27 protein-coding genes are annotated in these 22072 nt (G+C 71.9%); 13 read left to right on the forward strand and 14 right to left on the reverse strand.

Translation table 11 applies throughout. From position 1 onward, the window contains the following. Positions 1-318: 318 nt before the first annotated feature. Both ACIQUC_RS10095 and ACIQUC_RS10100 read right to left on the reverse strand, forming a co-directional pair. Positions 319-921: a DUF305 domain-containing protein gene (locus ACIQUC_RS10095; protein WP_402266272.1), complete on the reverse strand. Its 603-nt coding sequence runs from the start codon at positions 919-921 to the stop codon at positions 319-321. Positions 922-1028: 107 nt separating this feature from the next. After that, the gene (locus ACIQUC_RS10100; protein ID WP_402266275.1) at positions 1029-1484 is read right to left on the reverse strand and encodes a hypothetical protein; all 456 of its coding nucleotides are present in this window, start codon (positions 1482-1484) and stop codon (positions 1029-1031) included. A gap of 204 nt (positions 1485-1688) precedes the next feature. Between ACIQUC_RS10100 and ACIQUC_RS10105 the strand changes: the two genes are divergently transcribed. Continuing rightward, on the forward strand, positions 1689-2237 hold the full coding sequence (locus ACIQUC_RS10105) for a DUF4396 domain-containing protein (protein WP_402266278.1): 549 nt from the start codon (positions 1689-1691) through the stop codon (positions 2235-2237). A gap of 34 nt (positions 2238-2271) precedes the next feature. Here ACIQUC_RS10105 and ACIQUC_RS10110 read toward each other — a convergent pair whose 3' ends face one another. Further along, complete coding sequence (locus ACIQUC_RS10110) at positions 2272-3456, reverse strand: permease (protein WP_402266281.1); 1185 nt, start codon at positions 3454-3456, stop codon at positions 2272-2274. Between the two features lie 299 nt (positions 3457-3755). Beyond that, the gene (locus tag ACIQUC_RS10115) at positions 3756-4637 is read right to left on the reverse strand and encodes an SDR family oxidoreductase (RefSeq protein ID WP_402266284.1); all 882 of its coding nucleotides are present in this window, start codon (positions 4635-4637) and stop codon (positions 3756-3758) included. 121 nt (positions 4638-4758) lie between these two features. On the opposite strand from ACIQUC_RS10115, the gene ACIQUC_RS10120 reads away from it, so the two are divergent. From ACIQUC_RS10120 to ACIQUC_RS10130, 3 genes are all read left to right on the forward strand, one after another. Then, the gene (locus tag ACIQUC_RS10120; protein ID WP_402266287.1) at positions 4759-5337 is read left to right on the forward strand and encodes a TetR/AcrR family transcriptional regulator; all 579 of its coding nucleotides are present in this window, start codon (positions 4759-4761) and stop codon (positions 5335-5337) included. A gap of 95 nt (positions 5338-5432) precedes the next feature. Further along, positions 5433-6302 (forward strand): hypothetical protein, encoded by an 870-nt coding sequence (locus ACIQUC_RS10125; protein ID WP_402266290.1) that lies wholly within the window; start codon positions 5433-5435, stop codon positions 6300-6302. A gap of 565 nt (positions 6303-6867) precedes the next feature. Beyond that, positions 6868-7770, forward strand: coding sequence for an alpha/beta hydrolase family protein (locus tag ACIQUC_RS10130; RefSeq protein WP_402266293.1), 903 nt, complete (start codon positions 6868-6870; stop codon positions 7768-7770). Between the two features lie 39 nt (positions 7771-7809). On the opposite strand, the gene ACIQUC_RS10135 is transcribed toward ACIQUC_RS10130, so the two are convergent. From ACIQUC_RS10135 to ACIQUC_RS10160, 6 genes are all read right to left on the reverse strand, one after another. Further along, positions 7810-8265, reverse strand: a complete 456-nt coding sequence (locus ACIQUC_RS10135; protein WP_402266296.1) for an anthrone oxygenase family protein — start codon at positions 8263-8265, stop codon at positions 7810-7812. 132 nt (positions 8266-8397) lie between these two features. Further along, positions 8398-9180: a hypothetical protein gene (locus ACIQUC_RS10140; RefSeq protein WP_402266299.1), complete on the reverse strand. Its 783-nt coding sequence runs from the start codon at positions 9178-9180 to the stop codon at positions 8398-8400. After that, the gene (locus ACIQUC_RS10145) at positions 9177-9755 is read right to left on the reverse strand and encodes an RNA polymerase sigma factor (RefSeq protein ID WP_402266301.1); all 579 of its coding nucleotides are present in this window, start codon (positions 9753-9755) and stop codon (positions 9177-9179) included. The genes ACIQUC_RS10140 and ACIQUC_RS10145 overlap by 4 nt, the downstream gene beginning before the upstream one ends. 355 nt (positions 9756-10110) lie before the next feature. Beyond that, complete coding sequence (locus tag ACIQUC_RS10150; protein ID WP_402266304.1) at positions 10111-11070, reverse strand: NAD-dependent epimerase/dehydratase family protein; 960 nt, start codon at positions 11068-11070, stop codon at positions 10111-10113. A gap of 8 nt (positions 11071-11078) precedes the next feature. Further along, positions 11079-12056 carry an alpha/beta hydrolase gene (locus ACIQUC_RS10155; RefSeq protein WP_402266306.1) on the reverse strand — a complete coding sequence of 326 codons (978 nt, stop codon included), beginning with the start codon at positions 12054-12056 and terminating at the stop codon, positions 11079-11081. Between the two features lie 120 nt (positions 12057-12176). Then, on the reverse strand, positions 12177-13727 hold the full coding sequence (locus ACIQUC_RS10160; RefSeq protein WP_402266309.1) for an MFS transporter: 1551 nt from the start codon (positions 13725-13727) through the stop codon (positions 12177-12179). A gap of 194 nt (positions 13728-13921) precedes the next feature. On the opposite strand from ACIQUC_RS10160, the gene ACIQUC_RS10165 reads away from it, so the two are divergent. Next, positions 13922-14353 carry a bleomycin resistance protein gene (locus tag ACIQUC_RS10165; RefSeq protein WP_402266312.1) on the forward strand — a complete coding sequence of 144 codons (432 nt, stop codon included), beginning with the start codon at positions 13922-13924 and terminating at the stop codon, positions 14351-14353. Between the two features lie 9 nt (positions 14354-14362). On the opposite strand, the gene ACIQUC_RS10170 is transcribed toward ACIQUC_RS10165, so the two are convergent. Continuing rightward, positions 14363-14812 carry a MarR family winged helix-turn-helix transcriptional regulator gene (locus ACIQUC_RS10170; protein ID WP_402266315.1) on the reverse strand — a complete coding sequence of 150 codons (450 nt, stop codon included), beginning with the start codon at positions 14810-14812 and terminating at the stop codon, positions 14363-14365. Between the two features lie 61 nt (positions 14813-14873). Between ACIQUC_RS10170 and ACIQUC_RS10175 the strand changes: the two genes are divergently transcribed. Continuing rightward, on the forward strand, positions 14874-15242 hold the full coding sequence (locus ACIQUC_RS10175) for a VOC family protein (RefSeq protein ID WP_402266319.1): 369 nt from the start codon (positions 14874-14876) through the stop codon (positions 15240-15242). Between the two features lie 51 nt (positions 15243-15293). Beyond that, positions 15294-15530, forward strand: a complete 237-nt coding sequence (locus ACIQUC_RS10180) for a hypothetical protein (protein WP_402266321.1) — start codon at positions 15294-15296, stop codon at positions 15528-15530. A gap of 11 nt (positions 15531-15541) precedes the next feature. Here the strand turns inward: ACIQUC_RS10180 and ACIQUC_RS10185 are convergent, their stop codons facing one another. Beyond that, complete coding sequence (locus ACIQUC_RS10185; RefSeq protein WP_402266324.1) at positions 15542-16144, reverse strand: copper resistance protein CopC; 603 nt, start codon at positions 16142-16144, stop codon at positions 15542-15544. A 30-nt stretch (positions 16145-16174) separates the two neighbouring features. Further along, positions 16175-16696, reverse strand: coding sequence for a MarR family winged helix-turn-helix transcriptional regulator (locus ACIQUC_RS10190; protein WP_402266327.1), 522 nt, complete (start codon positions 16694-16696; stop codon positions 16175-16177). 59 nt (positions 16697-16755) lie between these two features. Here ACIQUC_RS10190 and ACIQUC_RS10195 point away from each other — a divergent pair, with 59 nt between their 5' ends. The 3 genes from ACIQUC_RS10195 to ACIQUC_RS10205 all read left to right on the forward strand — a co-directional run bounded on the left by ACIQUC_RS10195 (position 16756) and on the right by ACIQUC_RS10205 (position 19575). Beyond that, complete coding sequence (locus ACIQUC_RS10195) at positions 16756-17973, forward strand: FAD-dependent monooxygenase (protein WP_402266330.1); 1218 nt, start codon at positions 16756-16758, stop codon at positions 17971-17973. A gap of 94 nt (positions 17974-18067) precedes the next feature. Next, a complete protein-coding gene (locus ACIQUC_RS10200; RefSeq protein WP_402266333.1) occupies positions 18068-18631 on the forward strand; it encodes an AAA family ATPase in 564 nt (187 codons plus the stop codon). Then, positions 18628-19575 (forward strand): helix-turn-helix domain-containing protein, encoded by a 948-nt coding sequence (locus ACIQUC_RS10205; RefSeq protein ID WP_402266336.1) that lies wholly within the window; start codon positions 18628-18630, stop codon positions 19573-19575. Before ACIQUC_RS10200 ends, ACIQUC_RS10205 begins: the two co-directional genes overlap by 4 nt. Here ACIQUC_RS10205 and ACIQUC_RS10210 read toward each other — a convergent pair whose 3' ends face one another. Continuing rightward, positions 19576-19965, reverse strand: coding sequence for a MerR family transcriptional regulator (locus ACIQUC_RS10210; protein WP_031262038.1), 390 nt, complete (start codon positions 19963-19965; stop codon positions 19576-19578). 86 nt (positions 19966-20051) lie between these two features. Between ACIQUC_RS10210 and ACIQUC_RS10215 the strand changes: the two genes are divergently transcribed. The 3 genes from ACIQUC_RS10215 (at position 20052) to ACIQUC_RS10225 (ending at position 22059) form a co-directional block, all read left to right on the forward strand. Beyond that, complete coding sequence (locus ACIQUC_RS10215; RefSeq protein WP_402266339.1) at positions 20052-20753, forward strand: SDR family oxidoreductase; 702 nt, start codon at positions 20052-20054, stop codon at positions 20751-20753. 215 nt (positions 20754-20968) lie between these two features. Continuing rightward, entirely contained in the window at positions 20969-21499 is a 531-nt protein-coding gene (locus ACIQUC_RS10220; RefSeq protein ID WP_042723742.1) for a hypothetical protein, read from the forward strand. Beyond that, positions 21496-22059, forward strand: coding sequence for a DUF6611 family protein (locus ACIQUC_RS10225; RefSeq protein WP_022906781.1), 564 nt, complete (start codon positions 21496-21498; stop codon positions 22057-22059). Before ACIQUC_RS10220 ends, ACIQUC_RS10225 begins: the two co-directional genes overlap by 4 nt. Positions 22060-22072 lie beyond the last annotated feature (13 nt).

Raw genomic sequence — 22072 nt, forward strand, 5'->3', positions numbered from 1 at the left:
GCCGGTGTTACGGGTACAGCCGCGACGGTCCGCAGTGGCCGCAGCGCCAGCCGGGCAGCGGCAGTGGTCGTCGTGGTTCGGGTGCGGCTGGCGGTCGGGACTGCGGCGGCGCGTTCGGCGGCGAGGGCTTCGCGGCGCGTCCGAGCTGCGGGAATCGTGGGGGTCTGGGGGTGCTGCTGAGGCACGGGCAGGCTCCAAGAGGGGTGGCGGCCGGCAGGCCGTGGGGTGGCCCGAACGCGAGTCGAGCAGGGAGGAGAGGGTGGGCCGGTCGTAGGCCGCGGCGGGAAGGGGGGAGCCTGCCGCGACCCACGCCGGGGTTTAGAGGGACGCGAGCATGTCCTGCATCTGGGTGATCTGCTCGGTCTGGCTTGACACGATCGACTTCGCCATCGCGACGGCGTCGGTGTTCTTGCCCTTGTCGACTTCGGTCTTGGCCATGTCGACGGCGCCCTTGTGGTGCTGGATCATCTGCTCGAGGTAGAGCTTCCCGGCATCCTTCGCAGACGCCTGGTCGAGGTCGCTCATGTCGGAGTCGGACATCATCCCGGACATGGAGTGCCCCATCCCGGAGTGCTCCGAGTCGGCCGGCTCACCCCAACCCTTGAGCCAGCTGGTGAGCTGCTTCATCTCCGGGGACTGCTCGGCCTTGATCTGCTTCGCGAGTGCAGCGACGTCGGAGTCGACGCCGGAGCCCTTAGCCAGGAGCATGTCGCTCATCTCGACCGCTTGCTTGTGGTGCGGCAGCATCATCTGCGCGAACATCACGTCCTGGTCGTTGTGCGCCGACGCCGCCGACGTCGACGAGGACGCGCCGGCGTCGGAGCCGCTGTTGCTCGTGGAGCAGCCGGCGAGGGCGAGGCCGAGGGTCAGTGCGGCAGCGATCGCGAGCGTGCGCGTGGTGGTGGTGGTGGTGGTGTGCATGATCTTCCGTTCCCGTGAATGCGTCAGGTGTTCCGGGCAGGCGGACGCCTCCCGGATCTGGGCATGCGGAGGCCACCCATCGGGGGTGGGATCCCGCTGGGGGCGGATCAGATGCGGATGATCTGCAACGCCGTCAGTGATGGCGGTTTCGGTGCCGCGATGCGGCGCGGCAGCCGGTCAGCCAGCGCGAGCAGCCGCGACAGCAACGCGAGGATGCCGACGGTCCGTGCACGCAGCAGAGCCCAGGTGAACAGCGCGATCGTCAGCGCGCACGCCATCCCCATCAACGAGCACATCAGCGCACACAGGCCACTGTCGCAGCCCGCGTCGGTGAGGACCGTCAGCACCGCAGTCACAGGAGCTACGTGCTCGCCGTGGCCGGCGGCCGCGACGTGGCCGTGCTCGGCGGTGATCGCGGGAGTCGCCATCGAGTGCTCGTGGCCGGCGGTGTGCCCGGCCATCGTGTGCATCAGGACCGTGAACCCGACCAGCAGCAGCAACGCCAGCGTCGCCGTTGCCTGCAACAGCAGCCGGCGACGCGGTGAGGTGGTGGTGGTGAGCATCAGTCTTTCGAGCAGACGGGTGGAGTGAACGCTTCTATGGTGCGGTACCCGCGCGGGCGGCGGCAACCTGGTGTCCGGATTCACACCGAACCCGCCGCGACCGGCCGAACCGGGAACATCGCGCGGAGTTTCGTGTTACAGCGCATGGTACCCCCTGGGGGTATATGTGGACTGTTGGCGTCAGCCGCGTCGGATCGGAGCAGCATGGACACGCACGAGCACCATCAGATGAGCGGAGACGAGCACCATCAGATGAGCGGAGACGAGCACCATCAGATGAGCGGAGACGAGCACGCCGGCCACAGCGGCGGGCACGGGACGACGACGTGGTCGATGGCTGCGCAAGCGACGCTGCACTGCCTCACCGGCTGCGCAATCGGTGAAGTCCTCGGCATGGTCACCGGCACCGCCGCCGGTTTCCACAACGCCGGCACGATCGTCCTGTCGATCGTCCTGGCGTTTATCTTCGGCTATGCCCTCACCATGCGCGGCGTCATCAAGTCGGGTCTGAGCCTCCGCGCTGCGTTCAAGGTCGCTCTCGCCGCGGACACCGTGTCGATCGCGGTCATGGAGCTGATCGACAACACCGTCATCGTTGCGATCCCCGGCGCGATGGACGCGCAGCTCAGTGACTGGCTGTTCTGGGCGGCGCTGCTGTTCTCGCTCGCGATCGCGTTTGTGGTCACCACACCCGTGAACCGATGGATGATCAGCCGAGGCCTCGGCCACGCCGTCGTCCACGGCCACCACTGACCGGTCCGCTGATCAGCTCGATCGCGGCGTGCGGTCAGGCGTGTGAGTGCTCGTGTGCGGCGTGGTCGTGGCCGCCGTCGTCGGGTGCACCCTTCATCATCCGTAGCATCGACCAGGAGCCGGTGCGGATGAATACGATCAGCAGGAACGCGGCGATCAGTAGGAACACGATGTTGAGCCAGGTGGTGTAGTTCCAGCTGATCGAGGTCGCCACGATGCTCAGGTGCCGGTTCGTGGGGACGAGGCCCAGCGGGGTGAACAGCAGCTCGACGGCGTAGCCGGCGAGGACCATCGCACCGTAGAAGATCCCGGTGATCCGGAGGGCTGCCTTCCAGCCGTAGTACTTCCGGTAGATGACGATGATCGGGATGATGATCAGGTCAGCGAAGATGAAGCTGATCACGCCGCCGAAGCTGATCCCGCCGTTCCAGAGCACCGCGGCGAGGGGCACGTTCCCGACGGAGCAGACGAAGCTCACCATCGCGAGCAGTGGTCCGATGATCGGGTCGATGATGAACGCCAGCGTGGGGTTCCCTTCGAGGAACACCGCTTGGAGCCACGCTTTCGGGAACCACGCGTCGAACGCGCCGGCGATGAGCAGTCCGATGATGATGTCGCGGAGCACGGACGCCCAGTCCATGACGAAGTACTGCGACACGCTCGTCAGCCCGGGCCGCGAGAGCAGTCGCCGCCAGAACCCCTGGTCGCCCTGCACGTACATGTCCATGGCCGCGTGTCCCTCCATCGACCCGGCGAGGCCCTTGTCGGCCTGCTCGCGGGCGGCGTCGAGGATCTTGCCGCGCATCCAGAGCCGGAAGCCGAGGGCGATGAGGATGATCATGATCGGGCCGCCGACGAACTCTGCGACGGTGAACTGCCACCCCATCACGAACGCCAGGATCAGCCCGAGCTCGACGACGAGGTTTGTCGACGCCACCTCGAACGCCATCGCGGATGACAGGCTCGCGCCCTTCCGGAACAGGGCCCGCGCGAGCGCGACGGCGGCGTAGGAGCAGGACGATGACAGGGCGCCGAGCCCAGTCGCGACGCTGATCGCACGTGGCGAGTCGTCGCGCATCAGCTTGGTGATCTGGTCCGTTCGGACGATCGCCTGGATGATGCCGGACAGGGTGAAGCCGAGTACGAGGGGCCAGAGGATCTCCCACCCCATCGAGCCGGCCGCCGCCAACGCGTCACCGATCGCTTGCAGCACGAACACCACTACCTCCTCCATCGGTGTTCGAGCTTGCTCCGCCGTAATGAAATGGGTGCCACAGCAAGCATGTGAAGTCACACACGATGGACCCGGGCCGCTGTCTCAATCGACCGTCGTCAACCGGACGCTCGGCAGCGAAGACGGGGTCTTTGCAGGGCTGCGCCTGCGCACTGTCCGGATGGGTGGTCCGGAACAGGTTCCGGTGAAGGTCCGCTACGCGAGACGGCCAAGGGGGCCACGCCGACCGGCCCGGGTGTGCGATCGGCGGACCGGAGACCGCCCGTCGAGGAGCCGGAGTCGCCTCACGGGTGCAGCAACTCGAGATCGTCGAGGAGTGACGGGTGCGTCGGCTCCCACCCGAGTGCCCTCCGGGTCTGCGCGCTGGAGGCTGGCTGGTCCATCGCGAAGATGGGTCCGAGCGGGCCGAACGTCTCGTCCGGTACGGGCTCCACCGGCAAGCCGAGTCGACGGCCGATCACCGTCGCGATGTCGAGGACCCGGTCCCCCTCGTCGGCGACCGCGTGCCAGCTGCTGCCGCCAGGGGCTGACTCGAGCGCGAGTCGGAAGAGCGTCGCGGCGTCCCGGGCGTGGACGGCGGGCCAGCGTTGTGTTCCGTCGCCCGGGTACCCGGCTGTGCCCGAGCGACGAGCGGCATCGGTCAGGAGGCCAGCGAAGCCGCCGCGGCCGTTCTCGTGCACCGTCCTCGGCATGCGGACCACGGAGGCCCGGACGCCCTGCGCGGAGAGCGCGAGCAGGGCGGACACGGCAACGGCTCGGCTACCGACCGGGCCGTCCGTCGGAAGCGGGTCGACTTCGGTCGACAATCGTCCGGGCACCCAAGGCGTGCCGGACACGGCGACGAGCGGCTTCCCGGTGCCGATGAGCGCGTCGCCCAGTGTCTCCATCGCTCCCCGTTCCTCGACGAGTCCTCGTTCCAGTCCATCGGCACTGCTGTAGTCGCGGCTGAAAGCGAGGTTGATGACCCCATCGGCAGCGGCGGCGCCGGAGCGGAGCACGCCGAGGTCGGTGAGTGAACCCCTCAGGATCCCGGCGTCAGCGGTCTCCAGGAGGGCAGCTGAAGCATCCGAGCGGGCGAGGCCGACGACCGTGTGGCCGTGGGCGAGCAGTTCCGTGACGACGGCTGTACCGATCGTGCCGGTGCCCCCGGTGACGAAGACGTGCATGGTGGTTCCTCGATTCGAGTGATGGGACATGTGTACCGTCACTCTAGACCCACCATGGGACAATTGTCCCGTCACTTTGGACCCATCATGGGACAATTGTCCCGTCGGCTAGGATCGCACCATGGCGCGATGGGAACCGGGAGCACGTGAGCGACTCGTCATCGCCGCAGTCGATCTGTTCACCGAGCAGGGGTACGACGCGACGACCGTCGTCGAGATCGCCGAGCGCGCAGGCGTGACGAAGAGCACCTTCTTCCGGCACTTCCCGGACAAGCGCGAGCTCCTCGTCGCCGGGCAGGAGACCCTCAGTCGCCTCCTCGCCGAGGGGATCGCCGAGGCTCCAGCAGAGGCGACCCCGCTGGACGCCGTCGCCGCCGGACTCGAGCGAGCCTCCGGTGAGATGGGTCCGCGGAACCGGGCGCTCGGCCCGCGTCTCAAGGCCGCCGTCGCTGCGAGTGCCGAACTCCGCGAACGCGACGCGCTGAAGAGCGTCGGTATGGCAGCGGCGATGGCGACGGCGCTCCGTGAGCGTGGGGTGCCCGAGACGCTCGCCCAGCTGGCGAGCGAGATGGGGGTCCTGGCGTTCAAGCAGGGGTACGCACGCTGGTCGGAGGGCGAGCGGAGCGACGACGACGCACTGGCGCGCCATGCGCTCGACGTGCTGCAGGAACTCCGGAGCGCGACCAGCGCGCTCGGGTGAACATCCGGTTCGACGAGTCGGCTGCCGCACCTCGACGGCAGCGCCGCGCGACGATCCGGCTGCGCCCGACGGCTCCGCCGGTCTACCGTGACCCCATGGGGCTGATCGCGGACGTGGGTCGTGGGGACTGGTTGCTCGAGCGCGCCGGAGGATGGGCGACGGCGGGCGGCGTCGCCGGGACCGGTTTCGCGGCGTACGCGCGGATCCTGCACCCGCTGCCCGCACATCGGCGGGACGCGAGCGTGACCGACCAGTGGGGTGTGCCGCTCCTCGTGGACGGGCGACCGTGGCGGTGGTCCGACATCGCCGAACGGAACGGCAAGCGGGTGCATCCGCTGGTGCAGTGGGTGCACCTGTCCGGCCGGACGCCGCCCGTCGCCGTCGAGACCGACGACGGCTGGACCGTCGGGCCACCCGAGGAGGGCCAGCTCGACACCGACCTGCTCGCCGCCCTGACCGTGCACCTCGCTCGGTCCACGACCACGCCGACCGACCTCGTCGCCGCCGTGTGGGAGGGATGGGGCGACCTCGGAGCGGGCTCGAGCGCGGCATCCTTCGGCTTCGGCGAGCCCACTGCGGCGGACATCGCGGCGCAGCAGCAGCGGGCGCTCGTCGAGCTGCGACACCGCAGACGGATGATCGCCGACGCGCTGGAGGGTCCGCGCTTCGCCTGGCCGGGGCGCGGCTTCCACCTGATGACGGCCTCGCTCGACACCTTCGCCCGCCCCGACTGGCTCGACACCGTCAGCATCGAGGACCACCCCGCGCCGGGCCACACGCCGCAGATGCTCTGGCCCGAGGACCACGCCTGGGTGCTCGCCACCGAGATCGACTGGGACGCGACGATCGTCGCTGGGAGCCGGACCCTGGTGGCGGACATCCTCGGGGACCCGCGGTTCGAGGCGTTCGAGGTCGACCCCGACGACGACCTGTCCTGGGCTGCCGACATCGCGAACCAGGGCTGAGCCCGCTGCGGCGACCCGCCGCCGGACGGGAGGCGCGGTGCCAGCCGGCACCGCGCCTCCCGTCATGGCCGTCGCACCGCTGGCGCGGTGCGCCGGAACCGGCTGGTGGGGCCGTCTCCCGTCCGTCACACGGCACGGCCACGCGACGGTGCGGCAGACTCGGGAGCCAGCACCGACGATCGGGGGGACCGTGCAGCAGCGGTGTGACCAGTGCCGACGACCCATCCAGGGCGAGCCGGTCCGGACGGCGACGCGGACACTGTGCGACGTTCCTGGGCCTCGCCGCGGGCACGCTGGCCGGGAGCGGTGACGTGGGTCAGGGGATCGCGACGGCCGGGTGGTTCGAACGGCTCCGTCGCCGGCGGCGCGGCTGAGCATCGATCCGGGCGCGAGGGGTCAGCGGACGGCGGGGAGGACCGCTCGTCTCTTGATCACCAGCACCCGCTCATCGAGTACGACGACTGCGGCTGACCGAATACGCATGATCTCAGTTCACCATCCACTGCCTCGATCCAGCAGGCGTCTCGACGGTCGGTCGGCCTCCGGGCGCTGGTAGCGTCCAGAGATGACGCAAGCGATCGGCGGTCCGGCTCGCTCGAAGGTCCGCGGGCTGCTCGCGCTTCCGGAGCCGGAGTCGATCCGCCCGACGGCGGTTCGCCGTTCGGTGCTCCGCAGCGAGGGGTCGGTCCGGAGCGAGCGCATCGAGCTCGACACCCTCGACGGCGACACGATCCCGTGCCTCCTCCTCACGCCGGATGATCCCGCCGGCTTGGACGTCATCGCCGTTCACCAACACGCGGGGGCGTTCACGGTCGGCAAGAGCGAGCCGGCGGGGCTGTCGGGTGACCCCTCACTCGCCTATGGTGCAGCGCTCGCGAGTGCCGGGGCGCGGGTGATCCTGCCGGACCTCGTCGGGTTCGAGGAGCGACGACGCGACTGGACCGATGACCCCGCCGCGGACGAACGGCTCGACGCATTGTTCCGGGTGTCGAACGGCAGCAGCCTGCAGGCGAAGCACACGCGCGACGTCGCAACGGTGACGAGCTGGATGCAGGACACGGGTGCGATCGGTACGGACCTCGGGATCGTCGGGCACTCGCTCGGCGGTCAGGTCGCGCTGTTCTCCCTCGCCATCGACCCCCGCCTGACGCGGGGCGTCGTGAGCTGCGGCATCGGGACGTTGGCTTCGTTCGAGTCGGAACGCATTCGCCACAATCCCGCGCGGTTCGTTCCGGGGCTCACCGCGGTCGGCGACGTTCCGCTGGTCGCCTCCGCCGTCGATCAGCCAGTCTTCGTCGCGGCCGGACGTGACGATCGCCTCTTCCCGCTCCACGGCGTGCAGCAGGTCCTCGAAGCGTTCCGCCCAGGCGTTCTGACCGCCGAGGTGTTCGGCGGCGGACACGCGATGCCGTCCCACGTCCTGGACGCGGCCGTCCGGTATCTGCTCCGAGATCGGGTCGCCGACTGATGTCCTCGCCCGTCCGGTCGTCGACCGACCGGCCCTCCGTCACGCCACCATCTGCACGAGCCCGATCGCGGTCAGTACGAACGCCGCGATCGCCGCGCTCGACCGGAGTACGTCGATGCGCTCCCACCGCACCACGACCCGCTTCCAGTCCGCTGGCGGGTCGAGCGGATCCCAGTCGTTGACCCCGATGTTGATCGGGACGGTACCGAGGAACGACGCCAGGACGAACACCCCGAGCGCCACTGCGGCTGCCACTCGCCACCCGAGACCGTCGCCCGCGCCGGCGACGACCAGGACGGCGACCGTGGCGAGCACCGCCGGCACCATCAGGATCGGCACGACGACCTTGAGCGACTTGACGAGCGCGATCCGTGTGCGGAGGTGGGCGTCGTCCGGCAAGGTAGCCACCGCCGGCTGGACACCCCACCGCACGACGAACTCCTCGCCGGCGAGGAGGCCGACGAGGACGAGCTGCACGACCACGATCACGTTCATGGACCACAGCCTCGTCCGAGCCGCTCACGCCACGCTGACGTGGTGCTGACGCGAACCAGCACCGGACGGGAGACGCGGTGACCTCCCACGGTCATCAGGGCGTGAGCGTGCCCGCCGACAGCGCGGCGCGACTCACCGGCTCGGACCAGGATCGGGTTCGTTGGTCTGGACCGACTCCAGATCATCGATGAGCCCACGGTCGAGCGGCACCTCGTCCACCCCGACGACGACCTCGGCGTGCCCGATCACCGTGGTGCCGTCCGACTCGTACACGTCCACGGTCGCGGTCTTCTCGGCCGCGGACCACTGGTCCCAGCGCGCCCACCCCGTCCGGCCGTTGTCCGCCCTGGCAGGCACGAGGTCCGGGTGACCGGACGCGTTCTCCACGCCGTAGGTCTGACCGTTCGCGTTCACGCTCCACTCGGAGGTCACGGCGCTCGCGTACTGCACGGTCGCCCTCCACTTCGTACCCTGGGTCGCGTCGACGCTGAACGTGGTCGTCCCCGGGGCAGGAAGCAGTCCGTCGACGACGTGGACCGTTCCGAGGTTCCGGCAGCTCGTCCCGGACTCCCCGCTCCGTGTCGGGACCTGCACCATACCGGTGGTGTTCAGGCAGGTGAGGTCCACGATGACGGCTCCGGCGCCCGCGGGTGCATTGCCCATCTCGATCCGAGCGGGTCCGGTGTGCGTCGCGGTGGTCGACGCGCCGAGTGCCGCGGTGGCGGTGGAGCCCGGAAGGCCGGTGGCGAGGAGCGCAGCGGCGCTCGTCGTGACGGCGACCGCCGCAACCGCTACGAGGGAGACGGTGATGCGGGCCCGGCGCTGTCGTCGCTGCAGACGGCTCCCGCGCGTGCCGATCGCCGCGAGCTCCGAACGGATCGAGGTCGCGGCTCCGGGGTGCATGTCGAGGCTCATGAGGAGGTACCTTCCGTGGCGGGGCGGATGTTCGGACGAAGGTCGCGGAGTTCGTCCTGCAGGCGTTTCCGCATGCGGTGCAGACGGACACGCGCAGCAGGTGGCTTGAGACCCAGCGCCTGCGCGGCTTGCCAGACCGGGACGTCCTCGACGCCGGTCAGGACCAGCAGCGCTGCGTCGACCGGGCCGAGGCCCCGTACGGATGCGCGCAGCCGATCGCGCGTCTCCACGTCCGCCGCGTCGACCGGCGGCGACGATGCCTCGTCGCGCGGGAGGCTTGCGATGAGTGTGCGGTACCGGATCGCCGCGCGTCGATGGTTGCGCGCGAGGTTCACGGTCGTCACGAGCAGCCAGGGCACGACGGAGCCGGCGACGAGCGTGACGCTCCGACGCTTCCGCCAGAGCTCGTAGAACGCAGCTGCGGTGATGTCCTCGGCGTCGTGGATGCTCTCGGTCAGGCTGACCGCTCGTCGGTACACGCGGGGCCGATGGCGATCGAAGAGCGCGGCGAACGCGGTCCCGTCGTTGCCCAACGCGTAGGTCCAGAGCGGACCGTCGTCCTGTTCGTTCGTCACACCCAGGAGTGTCCAGTCACCCTCGAAGCGTTACACATCGACGTCTGCACGAGGCGACGAAGGACGGACGGGAGGCACGGCGCGGCCTGGCACCGAGCCTCCGGCCCGCCGTCTGGTCGCCGTCAGGGCGCGGCCGGACGCGACCAGTGATCCGTCTGGATGACCAGGAGCTCCCCCAGGACCTCCTGGCGCAGGATGATGGCGCGCGGGTCAGGGCAGCGAACCGCACGATCGCGAGCACGGCGAGGAGGCCGATGCCGATGGCCGCCGCGACGGCGATCGATCGCGTGCGTCGGCGCATCGTCGTCATGTGCGTGAGCCTCCGTGGATGTCCGGACGGCGCCGGAGCGAGGCGTCAGCGGACGGCGGCGAGGACCGCCGCCTCCTCGGCGGCCGTGAGCCCGGAACGCCGAGCCCGGTCCACACCGCGTGCCCGCTCGTCCTCGAGCACCTCGGCGAGGGTCTCCTCGAGCGGACGGGTGCGGCCGCCGGCGTCGCGGAACGCCCGCGCCGACCGGTCCATCAGCGCCGTGTCGGTGCGCGGCAGCCAGAGCGGTATGGACCGCGGCCCCGCCCAGTACGCGACGTCGTGGGCCAGCAGGACGTCGTCCGCGACCTCGACGAGCTCGCCGTCGAAGCCCGTGGCCTCGACGGCGAGTTGGAGGAAGTCCTGCATCGGCACGACGTCCCCGACGGCGTTGACGACCCCGGTGCGACCGGCCCGTCCGGCATCGCCGATCCAGCGGGCCAGGTCCTCGACGTGGACCACCTGGACCGTGCGACCGGCCGTCGTGGGGACGAGCGCGGGCCCGGGACGGCTGAGTCGGCCGGGCCAGTACCCGAACCGGTCGCTCGGGTCGCCGGCGCCGACGATCAGGCCGGGTCGGGCGACCAGCAGCCTCGACCCGAGGCGGTCGACGCTCCGCCGCTCGGCGGCGACCTTGACGTCTGCGTACTGCGTCAGGTCGGCGGGTTCGACGACCGCGGCGGTCTCGTCCGCGCCCGGTTCGTCGTTGCGGGCGTAGACCGAGGTGCTCGACACGAGGGTCCAGTGCGCGGCGTCGTCCGCGAGGGCGTCGAGCGCGGGGCCGACGAGGTCGGGGTCCCACGAGAGCTCGACCACCTCGTCCCACGCGCCGCGCACGTCGTCGTACGCGCCGGGTGCCCGGCGGTCGGCCCGGACGAGCCGGGCGCCGTCCGGGACCGTACCCGTCTCGCCGCGCGCCAGGCACGTGACGTCCGCCCCCGCTGCGAGGAGCGCACGGACGATCGCCCGTCCCAGCCATCCCGTCCCGCCCAGCACCAGTACCCGCACGGGTCCATTCAATCCTCGACGTCACCCAGCGTCCGGCTCGTCCACCGGGCGAGTGCTGCGGTGGCGGTCCTCGCGACGGTCGAGTCGGGCACCATGCTCGTGAAGCCGTGGAAGGCTCCGGGCCAGACGTGCAGCTCGGCGTCGACGCCCGCCGCCCACAACCCGCTCGCGAAGGCGACGGTCTCGTCGCGGAACACCTCGGCGCTGCCGCAGTCGATGTAGGTGCGCGGGAGTCCGGCGAGGTCGCTCGCCCGTGCGGGAGCGGCGTACACGGACACGTCCTCGGTCCCGCGACGGTCCCCGAGGTAGGCGTCCCATCCGAACCGGGTCAGCTGCCGGTCGGCGACCCCGACGCCGTCGATCTGCCGCGTCGAGACGGTGGCGTCGCGGTCGTCGAGCATCGGCGACACGAGGATCTGCGCCAGCAGCGACGGTCCTCGTCGATCGCGGGCGAGCAGGGCGGTGCCCGCCGCGAGCCCGCCGCCGGCACTCTGCCCGGCGACGGCGATGCGGTCGGGGTCGATGCCGAGCTCCTCGGCGTGCTCGGCCACCCAGACGAGGCCGGCGTAGCAGTCCTCGACCGGGTACGGGTCCGGGTGCTCCGGAGCCAGGCGGTAGTCGACGCTGATGAGCACGACGTCGTGGACCAGCAGCCAGTCGTCGTAGGAGTCGAGGTTCCCGAGGTGGTGGCCGAACACCATGCCGCCGCCGTGGATCGTGTAGACCCCCGTGGTCGCGCCCGTTCGACCGGCGCGCTGGATCACGGCGAGGTCGATCGGGTCGCCGCGGTGGCCGGGCACGGTGATGCGCCGACGCTCGTACCCGCGGGCGTGCAGCCGTGCGTCGAGTTCGGCCTCGGTGACGTCGAGCTGCCGCATGTGCGGGAGCATCTCCGGCGTGACGGTGAAGGGACCGCGTGCCGCCAGTGCGTCGAGGAACGGCACGAGTTCGGGGTCGAACGGCGGGCGAGCGAGGACTTCGGACACGGGGCACTCCTTCGGTGACGAAGTGGCGACCCCCGTGAGCCGCGTGTGAGTACCCGGCAGCCGGTGGGGCGCGGGCCTTTTCCCTCTGGTCCTGACGATAGCGCATCGTCAGGACCCGGATCACACCGTCGCCTCGGTCCCCCGCACCCGTCCGACCACGACGTCGACGATGCCGGCGACGAGGGCGGCCGCCACGAACGCGAGCGCGACGCCGAGCCCCAGCGGCAGCCCCTGCGAGTAGTCGCCCTTCGAGCTCGCGAGCGCCGAGTAGAACACGCTGCCGACGGCGGCGATGCCGATCGCGGAGCCGACACGGGCGCCGACCTGGATGAGGCCGCCGGCCGACCCGCCCTGCTCCACCGGCACCTCGGACAGGGTGAGGGTCTGGTTCGGCGAGATCGTCAGCCCGGAGCCGACCCCGGCGACGAGGAGCGGCACGACGAGCCACCACCCGAGGTCGGACCGGTAGTGGTTCGCGACGACCCAGATCACGGCACCGAGCCCGACGAGCACGAGGATCGTCCCGACGACGATGAGCTGCCGGCCGAACCGCGAGACGACGCGACCGCCGATGGTCGACGCCACCCCGGAGCCGATCGCGAAGGGCAGCGAGGCCAGGCCTGCCATCAGCGCCGAGTAGTGCAGGCCGGACTGCAGGGCCAGCGTCAGGACGAAGAACAGCGGCGTGAACCCGGCGAAGTACAGCGTCGCGAGTCCGACGCCGAGCGAGAAGGACCGGCGGCGGAACAGCGCGAGGTCGATGACGGGCTCCTTCGACCGGGCGTACCGCCGCTCCCACAGGACGAACAGCACGCCGAGCACGACGGCGGCGACCACGAGCCACCACTTCGCCGTGCCCTTCCACTCCTGCGACTGCACGAACGGCAGCAGCAGGGCGACCACGGCGGCGCCGAGCAGGGCGATGCCGACGGGGTCGAAGTCGTGCTTCCGGCCGCGTTCGGCCCGGCTCGCCCCCGGCAGGTAGCGGAAGGCCAGGAGGATCGTGACGAGTCCGACGGGCAGGTTCACGAAGAAGACGAACCGCCAGCCGTTCTCGGTGCCGAAGGCGGTGATGAGGAGGCCGCCGACGAGCGGGCCGATCGCGGTGGCGATGCCGACCGTGGCGCCGAAGAGCCCGAACGCGGTGCCGCGTTCCTTGCCGCGGAACAGCTGCTGGATGAGGGCGGTCACCTGGGGGGTCAGCAGGCCACCGGCGAGGCCCTGCACCAGCCGCGCGACGACCAGCACGATCCCGTTCGGCGCGAAGCCGCAGAGGGCGCTCGCGAGGGTGAAGAGCCCGACGCCGATGACGAACATGCGGCGACGACCGGAGGCGTCGCCGAGCCGCCCACCCGGGACGAGCAGGAGCCCGAAGGACAGCGCGTAGCCCGACAGGATCCACTGCACGGCCTCCGGGGTCGCCCCGGGGAGGCCCGACGAGATCGACTGCAGCGCGACGTTGACGATCGACACGTCGAGCAGGACGATGCCGCCGCCGAGCAGGCAGATGACGAGGGCCTTCCACCGGTTCGGGTCCGGCTGGTCGCCTGAGCCGCCATCGGAGTGCTCGGTGCGCTCGGGGGGCGCGGCGGTGGCAGCGTGGTGCGCCTCGTGGTGCGCGACGGTGGGAGCCGCATCGGGCTCAGCAGGGAGTCGGTGTTCGGGTGCCATGACGCCCTCACGCTAGGCCGCCGACGCGTCGCCGGTCCGGCGAGCACGGATCTTGTCCACACGTTCAGGAGGCGCGGTGCGCGTCCGCCACGCACCGTGCGCCCGGCCGCAGCGCGTCCACCCCGGCCGCACCGCGCCTCCCGGACCGCGCTCCGCCGAGCGCCGTGGGGCGCCACGACTGGCACCATGGCCTCGTGACACCCGACCCGGATCCCGCGCTCGTTCCCGAGCTCCTCGTCGCCGACGTGGACGTCAGCAACGCCTTCTGGGTGGGCCTGTGCGGCTTCGCCGTGCGCTACGCGCGTCCGGAGGAGCGCTTCGCGTACCTGGTCCTCGGGTCGGCGCACGTGATGCTCGAGCAGGCCGGGGTCGGTCGCAACTGGGTCACCGGGCCGCTCGAGCGACCCCTCGGCCGTGGGATCAACCTGCAGATCGGTGTGCCGGACGCCGACGTCGTCGCGGCGTCGCTCCGTGCCGGCGGTGTCGAGCTCTTCATGCCGCCGGAGACGCGCTGGTACCGCGTGGGCGACGAGGAGGCCGGCGTGCGGCAGTTCCTCGTCACCGACCCGGACGGCTACCTGCTGCGGTTCCAGTCGTCCACGGGGCGCCGACCGGTCGCACAATAGCGGGACCGTTCACGCGTCGTCGCGGAGCGCCCGGACCATGCTCCGCAGGGCACGGAGCGCTGCCTCCTGCTCGTCGGCCGACATCCCCCCGAGCATCCGGAGCTCGACGCCGCGGACCGCTGCCGAGGCCTCGGCGAGACGCTCCCGCCCGAGCGGGGTGAGCTGGACCGGCAGCGCCTTGCCCACCGGTGCCTCCGACGCACGCGACACGGAGCCGTCCCGTTCGAGTGCCTGCAGCAGGACGTTCATCGACTGCCGCGTCACGAAGGCCCCGCGGGCGAGGTCGGAGTTCGACGACCCCGGGCGCTGCGCGAGCAGTTCGAGGCACGAGTAGTGCGTGATGGTCATGCCGAGCGGGCGCAGCACGGCCTCCATCGCGGTGCGGAGCGCGCTCGACGCCTCCTTGAGCAGGTAGCCGAGGGACGTGTCGAGGTCGATGCCGTTCCCGTCTTGACGCATGTCAGTAGTCTGACATACATTGATGCGTGTCAGATAACTGACACCAACGAAGGAGCACCCCATGCCCGTCACCGGCCCCGACTTCATCTCGCTGCAGACCCGCGACCTCGACGCGTCGCAGGCGTTCTACGAGCTGTACCTCGGCCTCGTCCGCTCGCAGGCGGGTCCGCCGCACGCGGTGGTCTTCGCGACCACGCCGATCGCGTTCGCCCTGCGCGACCTCGTGCCCGGCACCGACCTGGACGCCGTGGCCCAGCCGGGCATCGGCGCGGCGATCTGGCTGCACGCGACCGACGTCCAGGCGATCCACGACGCGTTGGTCGCCGACGGGCACACGATCGTGTCCGCGCCGATCGACGGTCCGTTCGGTCGGACGTTCACCTTCGCCGACCCGGACGGGTACCAGGTGACGCTGCACGATCGCGCCTGACGATCTGCTCAGTTCCTCGCCGGGGCGGACCGGACGGTCTACGGTGTGGCCATGAGCGACGACGCCGGGGACGAGCAGCTGTGGCGGTCGATCGTCGGGCGGCCGGCCCTCTGGATGGCCGTGGCGTGGACCGCCCTGGGCGTGGTCTGGCTCGTCGTCGCCGGGGTCGAGGGCGGTGACGCGTGGCGGTGGATCGTCGGTGGGGCCTGGATCGCACTCGGCGTCGGCCGGATCGCCGTCGCCGTGTGGGACCGGCGGCACCGCCGCGGGCGCTACGCGGGGCGCTGATCCGGGCGGGGTCAGTCGTCGGCGACCGTCCGGCGGCGGACGGCCACCAGCGCGGTGACGAGGGCGGCGGCCACGAGCGCCGCGATCCCGCCGAGGACCCACGGCGTCGCTCCCGGACCGGACGGATCGGCCAGGGCGCTCGCGGGACCACTCGACGCCGTCGCGCTCGCGCTGGGTGCGGCCGCTGCCGCCGACGGGCTCGCGGACGTGCCCGTCGTCGGGCTCGCGGCGGGCACCCCGGACGACGTGAACCGGTAGCTCCCCGAGATCGGGTGGCCGTCGACCGAGACGCTCCGCCACGTCACCGTGTAGGTACCGGCGGTCGTGAGGTCGGCCGCCGTGCGGAGCGTGCTGCCGTCGACGTCGACGTCCCCGCTGCCGACCTCGGTGCCGTCCGGATCGGTGACGCTGATGACGATGCCCGACTCGAGTCCCGCCAGCGGGGGCTCCGAGAACGTCAGGGTGACCTGATCGAGGTCACCCCGGACCGTGGTGTCCGCGGCGGGTGCGGACCCGGCGAGCACGTCGTGGGCGGAGGCGGGCGTCGCGGTGGCGAGGACGATCGCGAGGGCGAACGCCGAGGCGGCGGTGGTGAGGAGGGCGCGGAAGGGCACGGCCCATTGTCGCCGATCCTGTCCGGGTGTTCAGCCCATCGCGTCGTCGTAGACGCCGATCAGTCGGTCGAGGAAGGCCTGCACGGTCGCGCGCTCGTCGGGCCCGAGGTCGTCGACGATCGCCTCCATGCCGTCGATCAGCGGCAGGACCAGGTCGTACGCGCGGTCCGACGACCGCTCGGCGGCGGTGACGACGAGTTTGCGGCCGTCGCTCGGGTGGCGCTCGCGGCGGACGTGTCCGGCGGCCTCGAGCCGGTTCAGCACGAGGGTCATCGCCGCCGTCGAGATCTCGAGGCGTCGCGCGAGCTCGGTCGGGGTCGCCGGACCGGTCGAGATGAGGTGGTCCATCGCCTCGAGTCCGGCCGCGTCCACCTCGAGCGCCCGGGCGAGGTGCCGCTCGAACCGCTGCTGGCGGACGGCGACCTGCTGGACGCGTGCGCGGATGTCGTCGTCGGGGAGCACGCGTCCGTCGTGACGCGCTGCCGCGCGGTCGTGACGGTCCGTGCGGTCGTCGGCGCGTACGCCCCGGATCTGCTGCTCCTCGTTCGACACGTGTCCATGGTAGTCGTGTACATTGCCAATCTCATTGGTAATCAACGACATGAGGAAACATGACCCACCACCCTCGCGGACGCGTGCTCGTCTCGGGTGCGAGCATCGCCGGACCCGCGCTCGCGTACTGGCTGCACCGCTTCTCGTTCGAGACCGTCGTCGTGGAGCGGGCACCGTCCCTCCGCACCGGCGGACAGAACGTCGACGTGCGCGGCGCCGGGCGCGAGGTCGCTCGTCGGATGGGCGTCGAGGACGACATCCGTGCCGCCACGACCGGCGAGGTCGGCACCCGGTTCGTCCGCGCCGACGGCAGGACCATCGCCGCGTTCGCCGCGGGGACCTCCGACTCCGACGGGGCCACCGCCGAGCTCGAGGTCCTGCGGGGCGACCTCGCGCGACTGCTCGTCGAGCGGACGGTCGACGACACCGAGTACCGCTACGGCGACCGGATCACCCGCATCGACCAGGACGACGACGGCGTGACCGTGGGCTTCGAGCACGGCCCGGACGACCGGTTCGACCTGGTCGTGGCGGCGGACGGCATCGGGTCGAGCACCCGCCGACTGGTGTTCGGCGACGAGCCCGAGATCCGGTCGCTCGGCCTCGAGACGACCTACGGCACGATCCCCCGGACGGCGTCGGACGACGACTGGTGGCGCTGGTACAACGCCCCGGGCGGCCGGTCGATCACGCTCCGCCCCGACCAGCACGGGACGATCCGTGCGGCCGTGTCGGTCGTGACGGACCGCCGGCGGGAGCGAGCCGGCTCCGACCGCGGGGACCTCGACGCCGTGCGCCGCCGCCTGCACGCCGTGTTCGGGGACGCCGGGTGGGAGGCCCAACGGATCCTCGACGGGTTCGACCACGCCGACGACCTCTACTCCGAGGCCATCGGGCAGGTGCACGCCCCGCGGTGGTCCGACGGTCGGGTGGTCCTCGTCGGGGACGCCGCGTACTGCGCGTCGCCGGTGAGCGGCATGGGGACGAGCCTCTCGCTCACCGGCGCCTACGTCCTCGCCGGGGAGCTCGCCGCCCACGTCCACCACCGTGACGCCCTCCGCGCGTACGAGCGGATCATGCGGCCGTACGTCACCCGCGCCCAGCGGCTCCCGCCCGGCACCCCGCGGCTCGCGAACCCGACGTCCCGCCTCGGGGTCGCGGCCTTCGGCGCCGCCGTCCGCGTGGCGGCGCTGCCCGTCGTGGGGCGCCTCGGGGCGCGCTTCGCCACGCCGCCGGCCGAGGCGATCGACCTGCCGGACTACGCGCACCTGGGGTGACCTGCGACCGACGCCGGGCGCCGTGCGACCCCGCCACGCGCCCGGCGTCCGCCCGCTCCCCCGGTCCGGCAGCCGGATGCGCTACGGTCCGGTCATGATCGTCTGGATCAACGGGACGCACGGAGTGGGCAAGACGACCACCAGCAGGTTGCTGGCACCGCTCCTGCCGGACGCACGCGTGCTCGACCCCGAGAAGGTCGGCGAGACCCTGATGGACATCCACCCGCAGCTGTGGCCGACCGACGACTTCCAGCACTGGGACCCGTGGCGACCGCTCGTCGTCGAGACCGCGAGGCAGGTCCTCGGATCCGTGGGTGGCACGCTCGTCATGCCGCAGACGGTCCTGGTCGAGCGCTACTGGCGGGAGATCGCCGACGGACTGGCCGGGCACGGGATCCCGGTCCGGCACTTCGTCCTGCACGCCGACGAGCCCACCCTGCGCGACCGGATCGAGCACGACCAGGTCATGGGGCCGTCCACGTTCCGGTCCAGCCGCGTCGGACCGTACGCCGAGGCCGCGCGCACCTGGCTGCACGCCACCGCCGAGGTCGTCGACACGACGCACACCCCGCCCGAGCAGGTGGCCCGACACATCGCGGAGGCGGTGCTCGGCGCCCCGGACGCCTCCGCACCGTCGCCCGGGCAGGTCCGACCGTGACCGCCCTCGTGCAGCGCGCGCAGTGGTCGGTCGTGACGTCCGACCCGGCGGACGCGGCCGAGCTCGTCACGCGGATCCCCGACGTCCGGCGCGCGACGGTCGACGGTGCCGAGTCCGGGTTCTCGTTCGCGGAACGGCGTCGCGGCTCCGACCTGCTGTCCCTGGTCTCGATGGCGAGCACGGGTGTCGTCGAGGGGACGGTCGAGGCCGACACCGCGATGGTCCTCTTCTGGCTGAAGTCCGGCGGCGGTGCAGTCGACGGCGACCCGGTCCCGACCGGCCGACCCGTGCTGTTCCGCCACGATCCCCAGCACGTCCGGTGGGACGGGTTCCAGCTCGATCTCATCCGCATCGACCGGACGACGGTCGAGCAGGTGGCTGCCGAACGCGGTGCGTGGCACCCCGGACCGATCGAGTTCCAGCCGCACCACGTCCCCGAGGGACCGACCCTCGCGGCCTGGTGGCTGATGGTGCGCGCGGTGGCCGCGGACGTCCTGCGGGGACCGGAGGAGGTCACCGAGGAGCACGAACGGGAGCTGACCCGCTTCGCGGCGGGCGGCCTGCTGACCGCCATCCCGCACTGGCCGGTCGGTCAGGACCAGCCCCGCACGGCAGCGGCGGCCCGGTTCGCCCGGGCCGAGGCGTTCCTGCTCGAGCACGCGACCGAGCAGATCACCGTCGAGGACGTCGCCGCGGCGGCCGGCCTGAGCATCCGCGGCCTGCAGGACGCGTTCCGTCGACACCACGGCATCACGCCGACGACCTACCTCCGGCGCATCCGGCTGCTGCTCGCCCGCGAAGGCCTGGAGTCCGGCGACGACCGGAGCGTCGGCGACGTTGCCCGCGACTCCGGTTTCGCGCACCTCGGCCGCTTCGCGGGCAGCTACCGCGACGAGTTCGGGGTGCTGCCGCGCGAGACCTGGCAGGCTGCGCGCCGGCGCTGATCAGGCGGCCTGCGCCGGTCGGTCCCGCAGTGCCGGGCAGTGCTCGGGCGTCGGGTGCTCGGTGATCGCGATGACCTCGTCGAGCCGGTCGCGCGCCGCCTCGAGCTCGGCGAGCTGCGTCGTGATCCGGTCGCGTTCGGCGACGAGGAGCGCGAACGTCTCGTCGGTGGCCACGCCGGCGTCCACGCACGGCAGCAGCTGCACCACGGTGCGACTCGGCAGTCCCGCGGCGAAGAGCTGCTGGATGAGCCGCACCCGGTCGATCGCCGGGGTGGCGTAGGCGCGCTGGCCGCTCGGTGTGCGGTCCGCGCGGAGCAGTCCCTGCTCCTCGTAGTACCGGAGTGACCGGACGCTCACGCCGGTCGCCGCGGCGAGGTCTCCGATGCGCACGATCTCCTCCTTGCACCTCACATGGATGTGAGGTCTTAGCGTAGCCGAGCCGCTGCGGGAGGTGCCCGCTCGGCAGGAGGGACACCATGGACATCGCTGGATCGGTCGCACTCGTCACGGGCTCGAACCGGGGCATCGGACGACGGTTCGTGCAGCAGCTGCTCGAGCGTGGCGCCGCCAAGGTCTACGCCACGGCGCGGCGGCCCGAGCTGGTGGACGTCGACGGGGTGGAGGTGCTCCCCCTCGACATCACCGACCAGGCCTCGGTCGAGGCCGCTGCCGCCCGGTCGTCCGACGTGACGCTGCTGGTCAACAACGCCGGGATCACGACCCAGGGATCGCTCCTCACGGACGACCTGACCGACGTCCGGCGTGAGCTGGACACGCACCTCTGGGGCAACCTCGCCATGGTCCGGTCCTTCGCGCCGGTGATCGAGCGCAACGGCGGGGGCGCGATCGTGAACGTCCTGTCGGCGCTGTCCTGGTTCGCGTACCCGGGGTCCGGCGGGTACGCCGTCGCGAAGGCCGCCGAGTGGAACATGACCAACGCCGTCCGCCTCGAACTGGCCGGTCGGGGCGTCGCCGTGCAGGGGCTGCACCTCGGGGCCGCGGACACGGACATGATGGCCGGGTACGAGGGGCCGAAGGTCGACCCGGCCGAGGTCGCCCGGCGCTCGCTCGACGGGGTGGAGCGGGGCGCGGCCGAGGTCGTCGTGGACGACTGGAGCGCCGGGGTCAAGGCCTCGCTCGCCGAGGCGCCCGAGCGGTTCTACGCGCAGTTCGCGTGACGCGACGAGCGTGATGCGGCCGGCGTGACCCAGGGACGGACGGGAGGGACGGTGCCAGCCCGCACCGCGCCTCCCGTCCGCCGCCCCGCGCGTTCCGCGCCCTCGTCGCGTCCTCCGCGCTCGCCGCGTCAGGACCGCGCACGGGATCCGGCGCACGCCGTCAGCGATCCGTCAGGACGCTGTCCGCCCGGCCGCCCCCGCCGGATCGTGGAGTGGTGACCCTGACCGCGATCCTCCCGACGCTCCGCGCGTCCCTCCCCGACCCCGTGGACCCGACCCTCTGGCCCGCCCACACCGAGCCCACGACCGGCGACGTCCTGGTCGCCGCCGTCTCGATGGTCCGGCTCGCCGAACTCGCCGGCACCCCGTGCGTGCACACCGCCGAGCAGGCGCCGCCCCGGTACCGCCCGCGCACGTGGACGCCGGGCGAGGTGAGCGTCGCCGTGGCCTCGGTCGTGCGGGTCCGACGACCCCGCACCGGTGTCGTCCTGCTCGAACTCGACGCCGTGCTGCCCCGCTTCGCGGTGCTCGACGAGGTGCGGCTCATCGGCCGCGTGAGCACCGCCGCACCGACGCGGACGTACGTCCTGACGCCGTGCGTCGGCGCGGACGACGGTCCGTTCCACCGCCTCCCGGCGCCGCTGCCGTCGGACGTCCAGGAGGGCGACCTGCTCTGCTTCCCCTGCGTCACCGCCATCCGGCACCGGGACGTGGTGGCGCCGGTCCGTGCCGAGGTCGTCCGGTGAGCGTCGTCTCCGACGTCCGGTCCCGCGTGGTGGACGGTCCGCACGTGTGGGGTCGGTACGCGGTGCGGCCCGTCGACCGGACGATGTGGAGCACCCGGACGCTCGTCGTCTACCCGCCGGGCACGACGCGTGGCGAACGTGCGGTGCTCCGTGCGTGGTCCGCCTGGCCGGCACTCGGCGCCCTCGTGGCGATCGGCGTGATGGCCGCGCTCGCCCCCCACGCCGCCCTCGGGACCGGTGCCGCCGTGGGGCTGTACGCAGCGGGGTTCCTGGTGCTCGGGCGCGCCGCCCGCCGACTCCGGCCCGGCGTGCGGACCCTGACCGTGACGACGTTCCACGGCAACGGACGCCCCGAGGTGCACGGCGACGTCCGGCTGCTCGGCGCCTCGCTCGACGCGCTGACCGTGCCGGAACGGGCGCTCCGGCAGGGCGCGATCCGACCGGTCGACTTCGAGGCGATCTGGGCCGACGTGTGGAACGACCTGCCGCGCGACCGACGTGCCCGGTTCAGCCGCCCGACGCCGCCGGCCGCGGGACGACGAGGTCCGCTCGGGCGCTGACCGGACGGCGTCC

It is taken from the genome of Curtobacterium sp. NPDC098951 (assembly GCF_044759965.1).
In the GTDB taxonomy this organism is placed as follows: domain Bacteria; phylum Actinomycetota; class Actinomycetes; order Actinomycetales; family Microbacteriaceae; genus Curtobacterium.

Excerpts from the sequence above, each read along its gene's own strand:
- ACIQUC_RS10105 (WP_402266278.1), top strand. The coding sequence starts at position 1,689 with ATGGACACGCACGAGCACCATCAGATGAGCGGAGACGAGCACCATCAG.
- ACIQUC_RS10170 (WP_402266315.1), bottom strand. The coding sequence starts at position 14,812 with ATGCGTCAAGACGGGAACGGCATCGACCTCGACACGTCCCTCGGCTAC.
- ACIQUC_RS10180 (WP_402266321.1), top strand. The coding sequence starts at position 15,294 with ATGAGCGACGACGCCGGGGACGAGCAGCTGTGGCGGTCGATCGTCGGG.
- ACIQUC_RS10160 (WP_402266309.1), bottom strand. The coding sequence starts at position 13,727 with ATGGCACCCGAACACCGACTCCCTGCTGAGCCCGATGCGGCTCCCACC.
- ACIQUC_RS10200 (WP_402266333.1), top strand. The coding sequence starts at position 18,068 with ATGATCGTCTGGATCAACGGGACGCACGGAGTGGGCAAGACGACCACC.
- ACIQUC_RS10175 (WP_402266319.1), top strand. The coding sequence starts at position 14,874 with ATGCCCGTCACCGGCCCCGACTTCATCTCGCTGCAGACCCGCGACCTC.
- ACIQUC_RS10215 (WP_402266339.1), top strand. The coding sequence starts at position 20,052 with ATGGACATCGCTGGATCGGTCGCACTCGTCACGGGCTCGAACCGGGGC.
- ACIQUC_RS10130 (WP_402266293.1), top strand. The coding sequence starts at position 6,868 with ATGACGCAAGCGATCGGCGGTCCGGCTCGCTCGAAGGTCCGCGGGCTG.
- ACIQUC_RS10125 (WP_402266290.1), top strand. The coding sequence starts at position 5,433 with ATGGGGCTGATCGCGGACGTGGGTCGTGGGGACTGGTTGCTCGAGCGC.
- ACIQUC_RS10140 (WP_402266299.1), bottom strand. The coding sequence starts at position 9,180 with ATGAGCCTCGACATGCACCCCGGAGCCGCGACCTCGATCCGTTCGGAG.
- ACIQUC_RS10135 (WP_402266296.1), bottom strand. The coding sequence starts at position 8,265 with ATGAACGTGATCGTGGTCGTGCAGCTCGTCCTCGTCGGCCTCCTCGCC.
- ACIQUC_RS10120 (WP_402266287.1), top strand. The coding sequence starts at position 4,759 with ATGGCGCGATGGGAACCGGGAGCACGTGAGCGACTCGTCATCGCCGCA.
- ACIQUC_RS10115 (WP_402266284.1), bottom strand. The coding sequence starts at position 4,637 with ATGCACGTCTTCGTCACCGGGGGCACCGGCACGATCGGTACAGCCGTC.
- ACIQUC_RS10095 (WP_402266272.1), bottom strand. The coding sequence starts at position 921 with ATGCACACCACCACCACCACCACCACGCGCACGCTCGCGATCGCTGCC.
- ACIQUC_RS10195 (WP_402266330.1), top strand. The coding sequence starts at position 16,756 with ATGACCCACCACCCTCGCGGACGCGTGCTCGTCTCGGGTGCGAGCATC.
- ACIQUC_RS10100 (WP_402266275.1), bottom strand. The coding sequence starts at position 1,484 with ATGCTCACCACCACCACCTCACCGCGTCGCCGGCTGCTGTTGCAGGCA.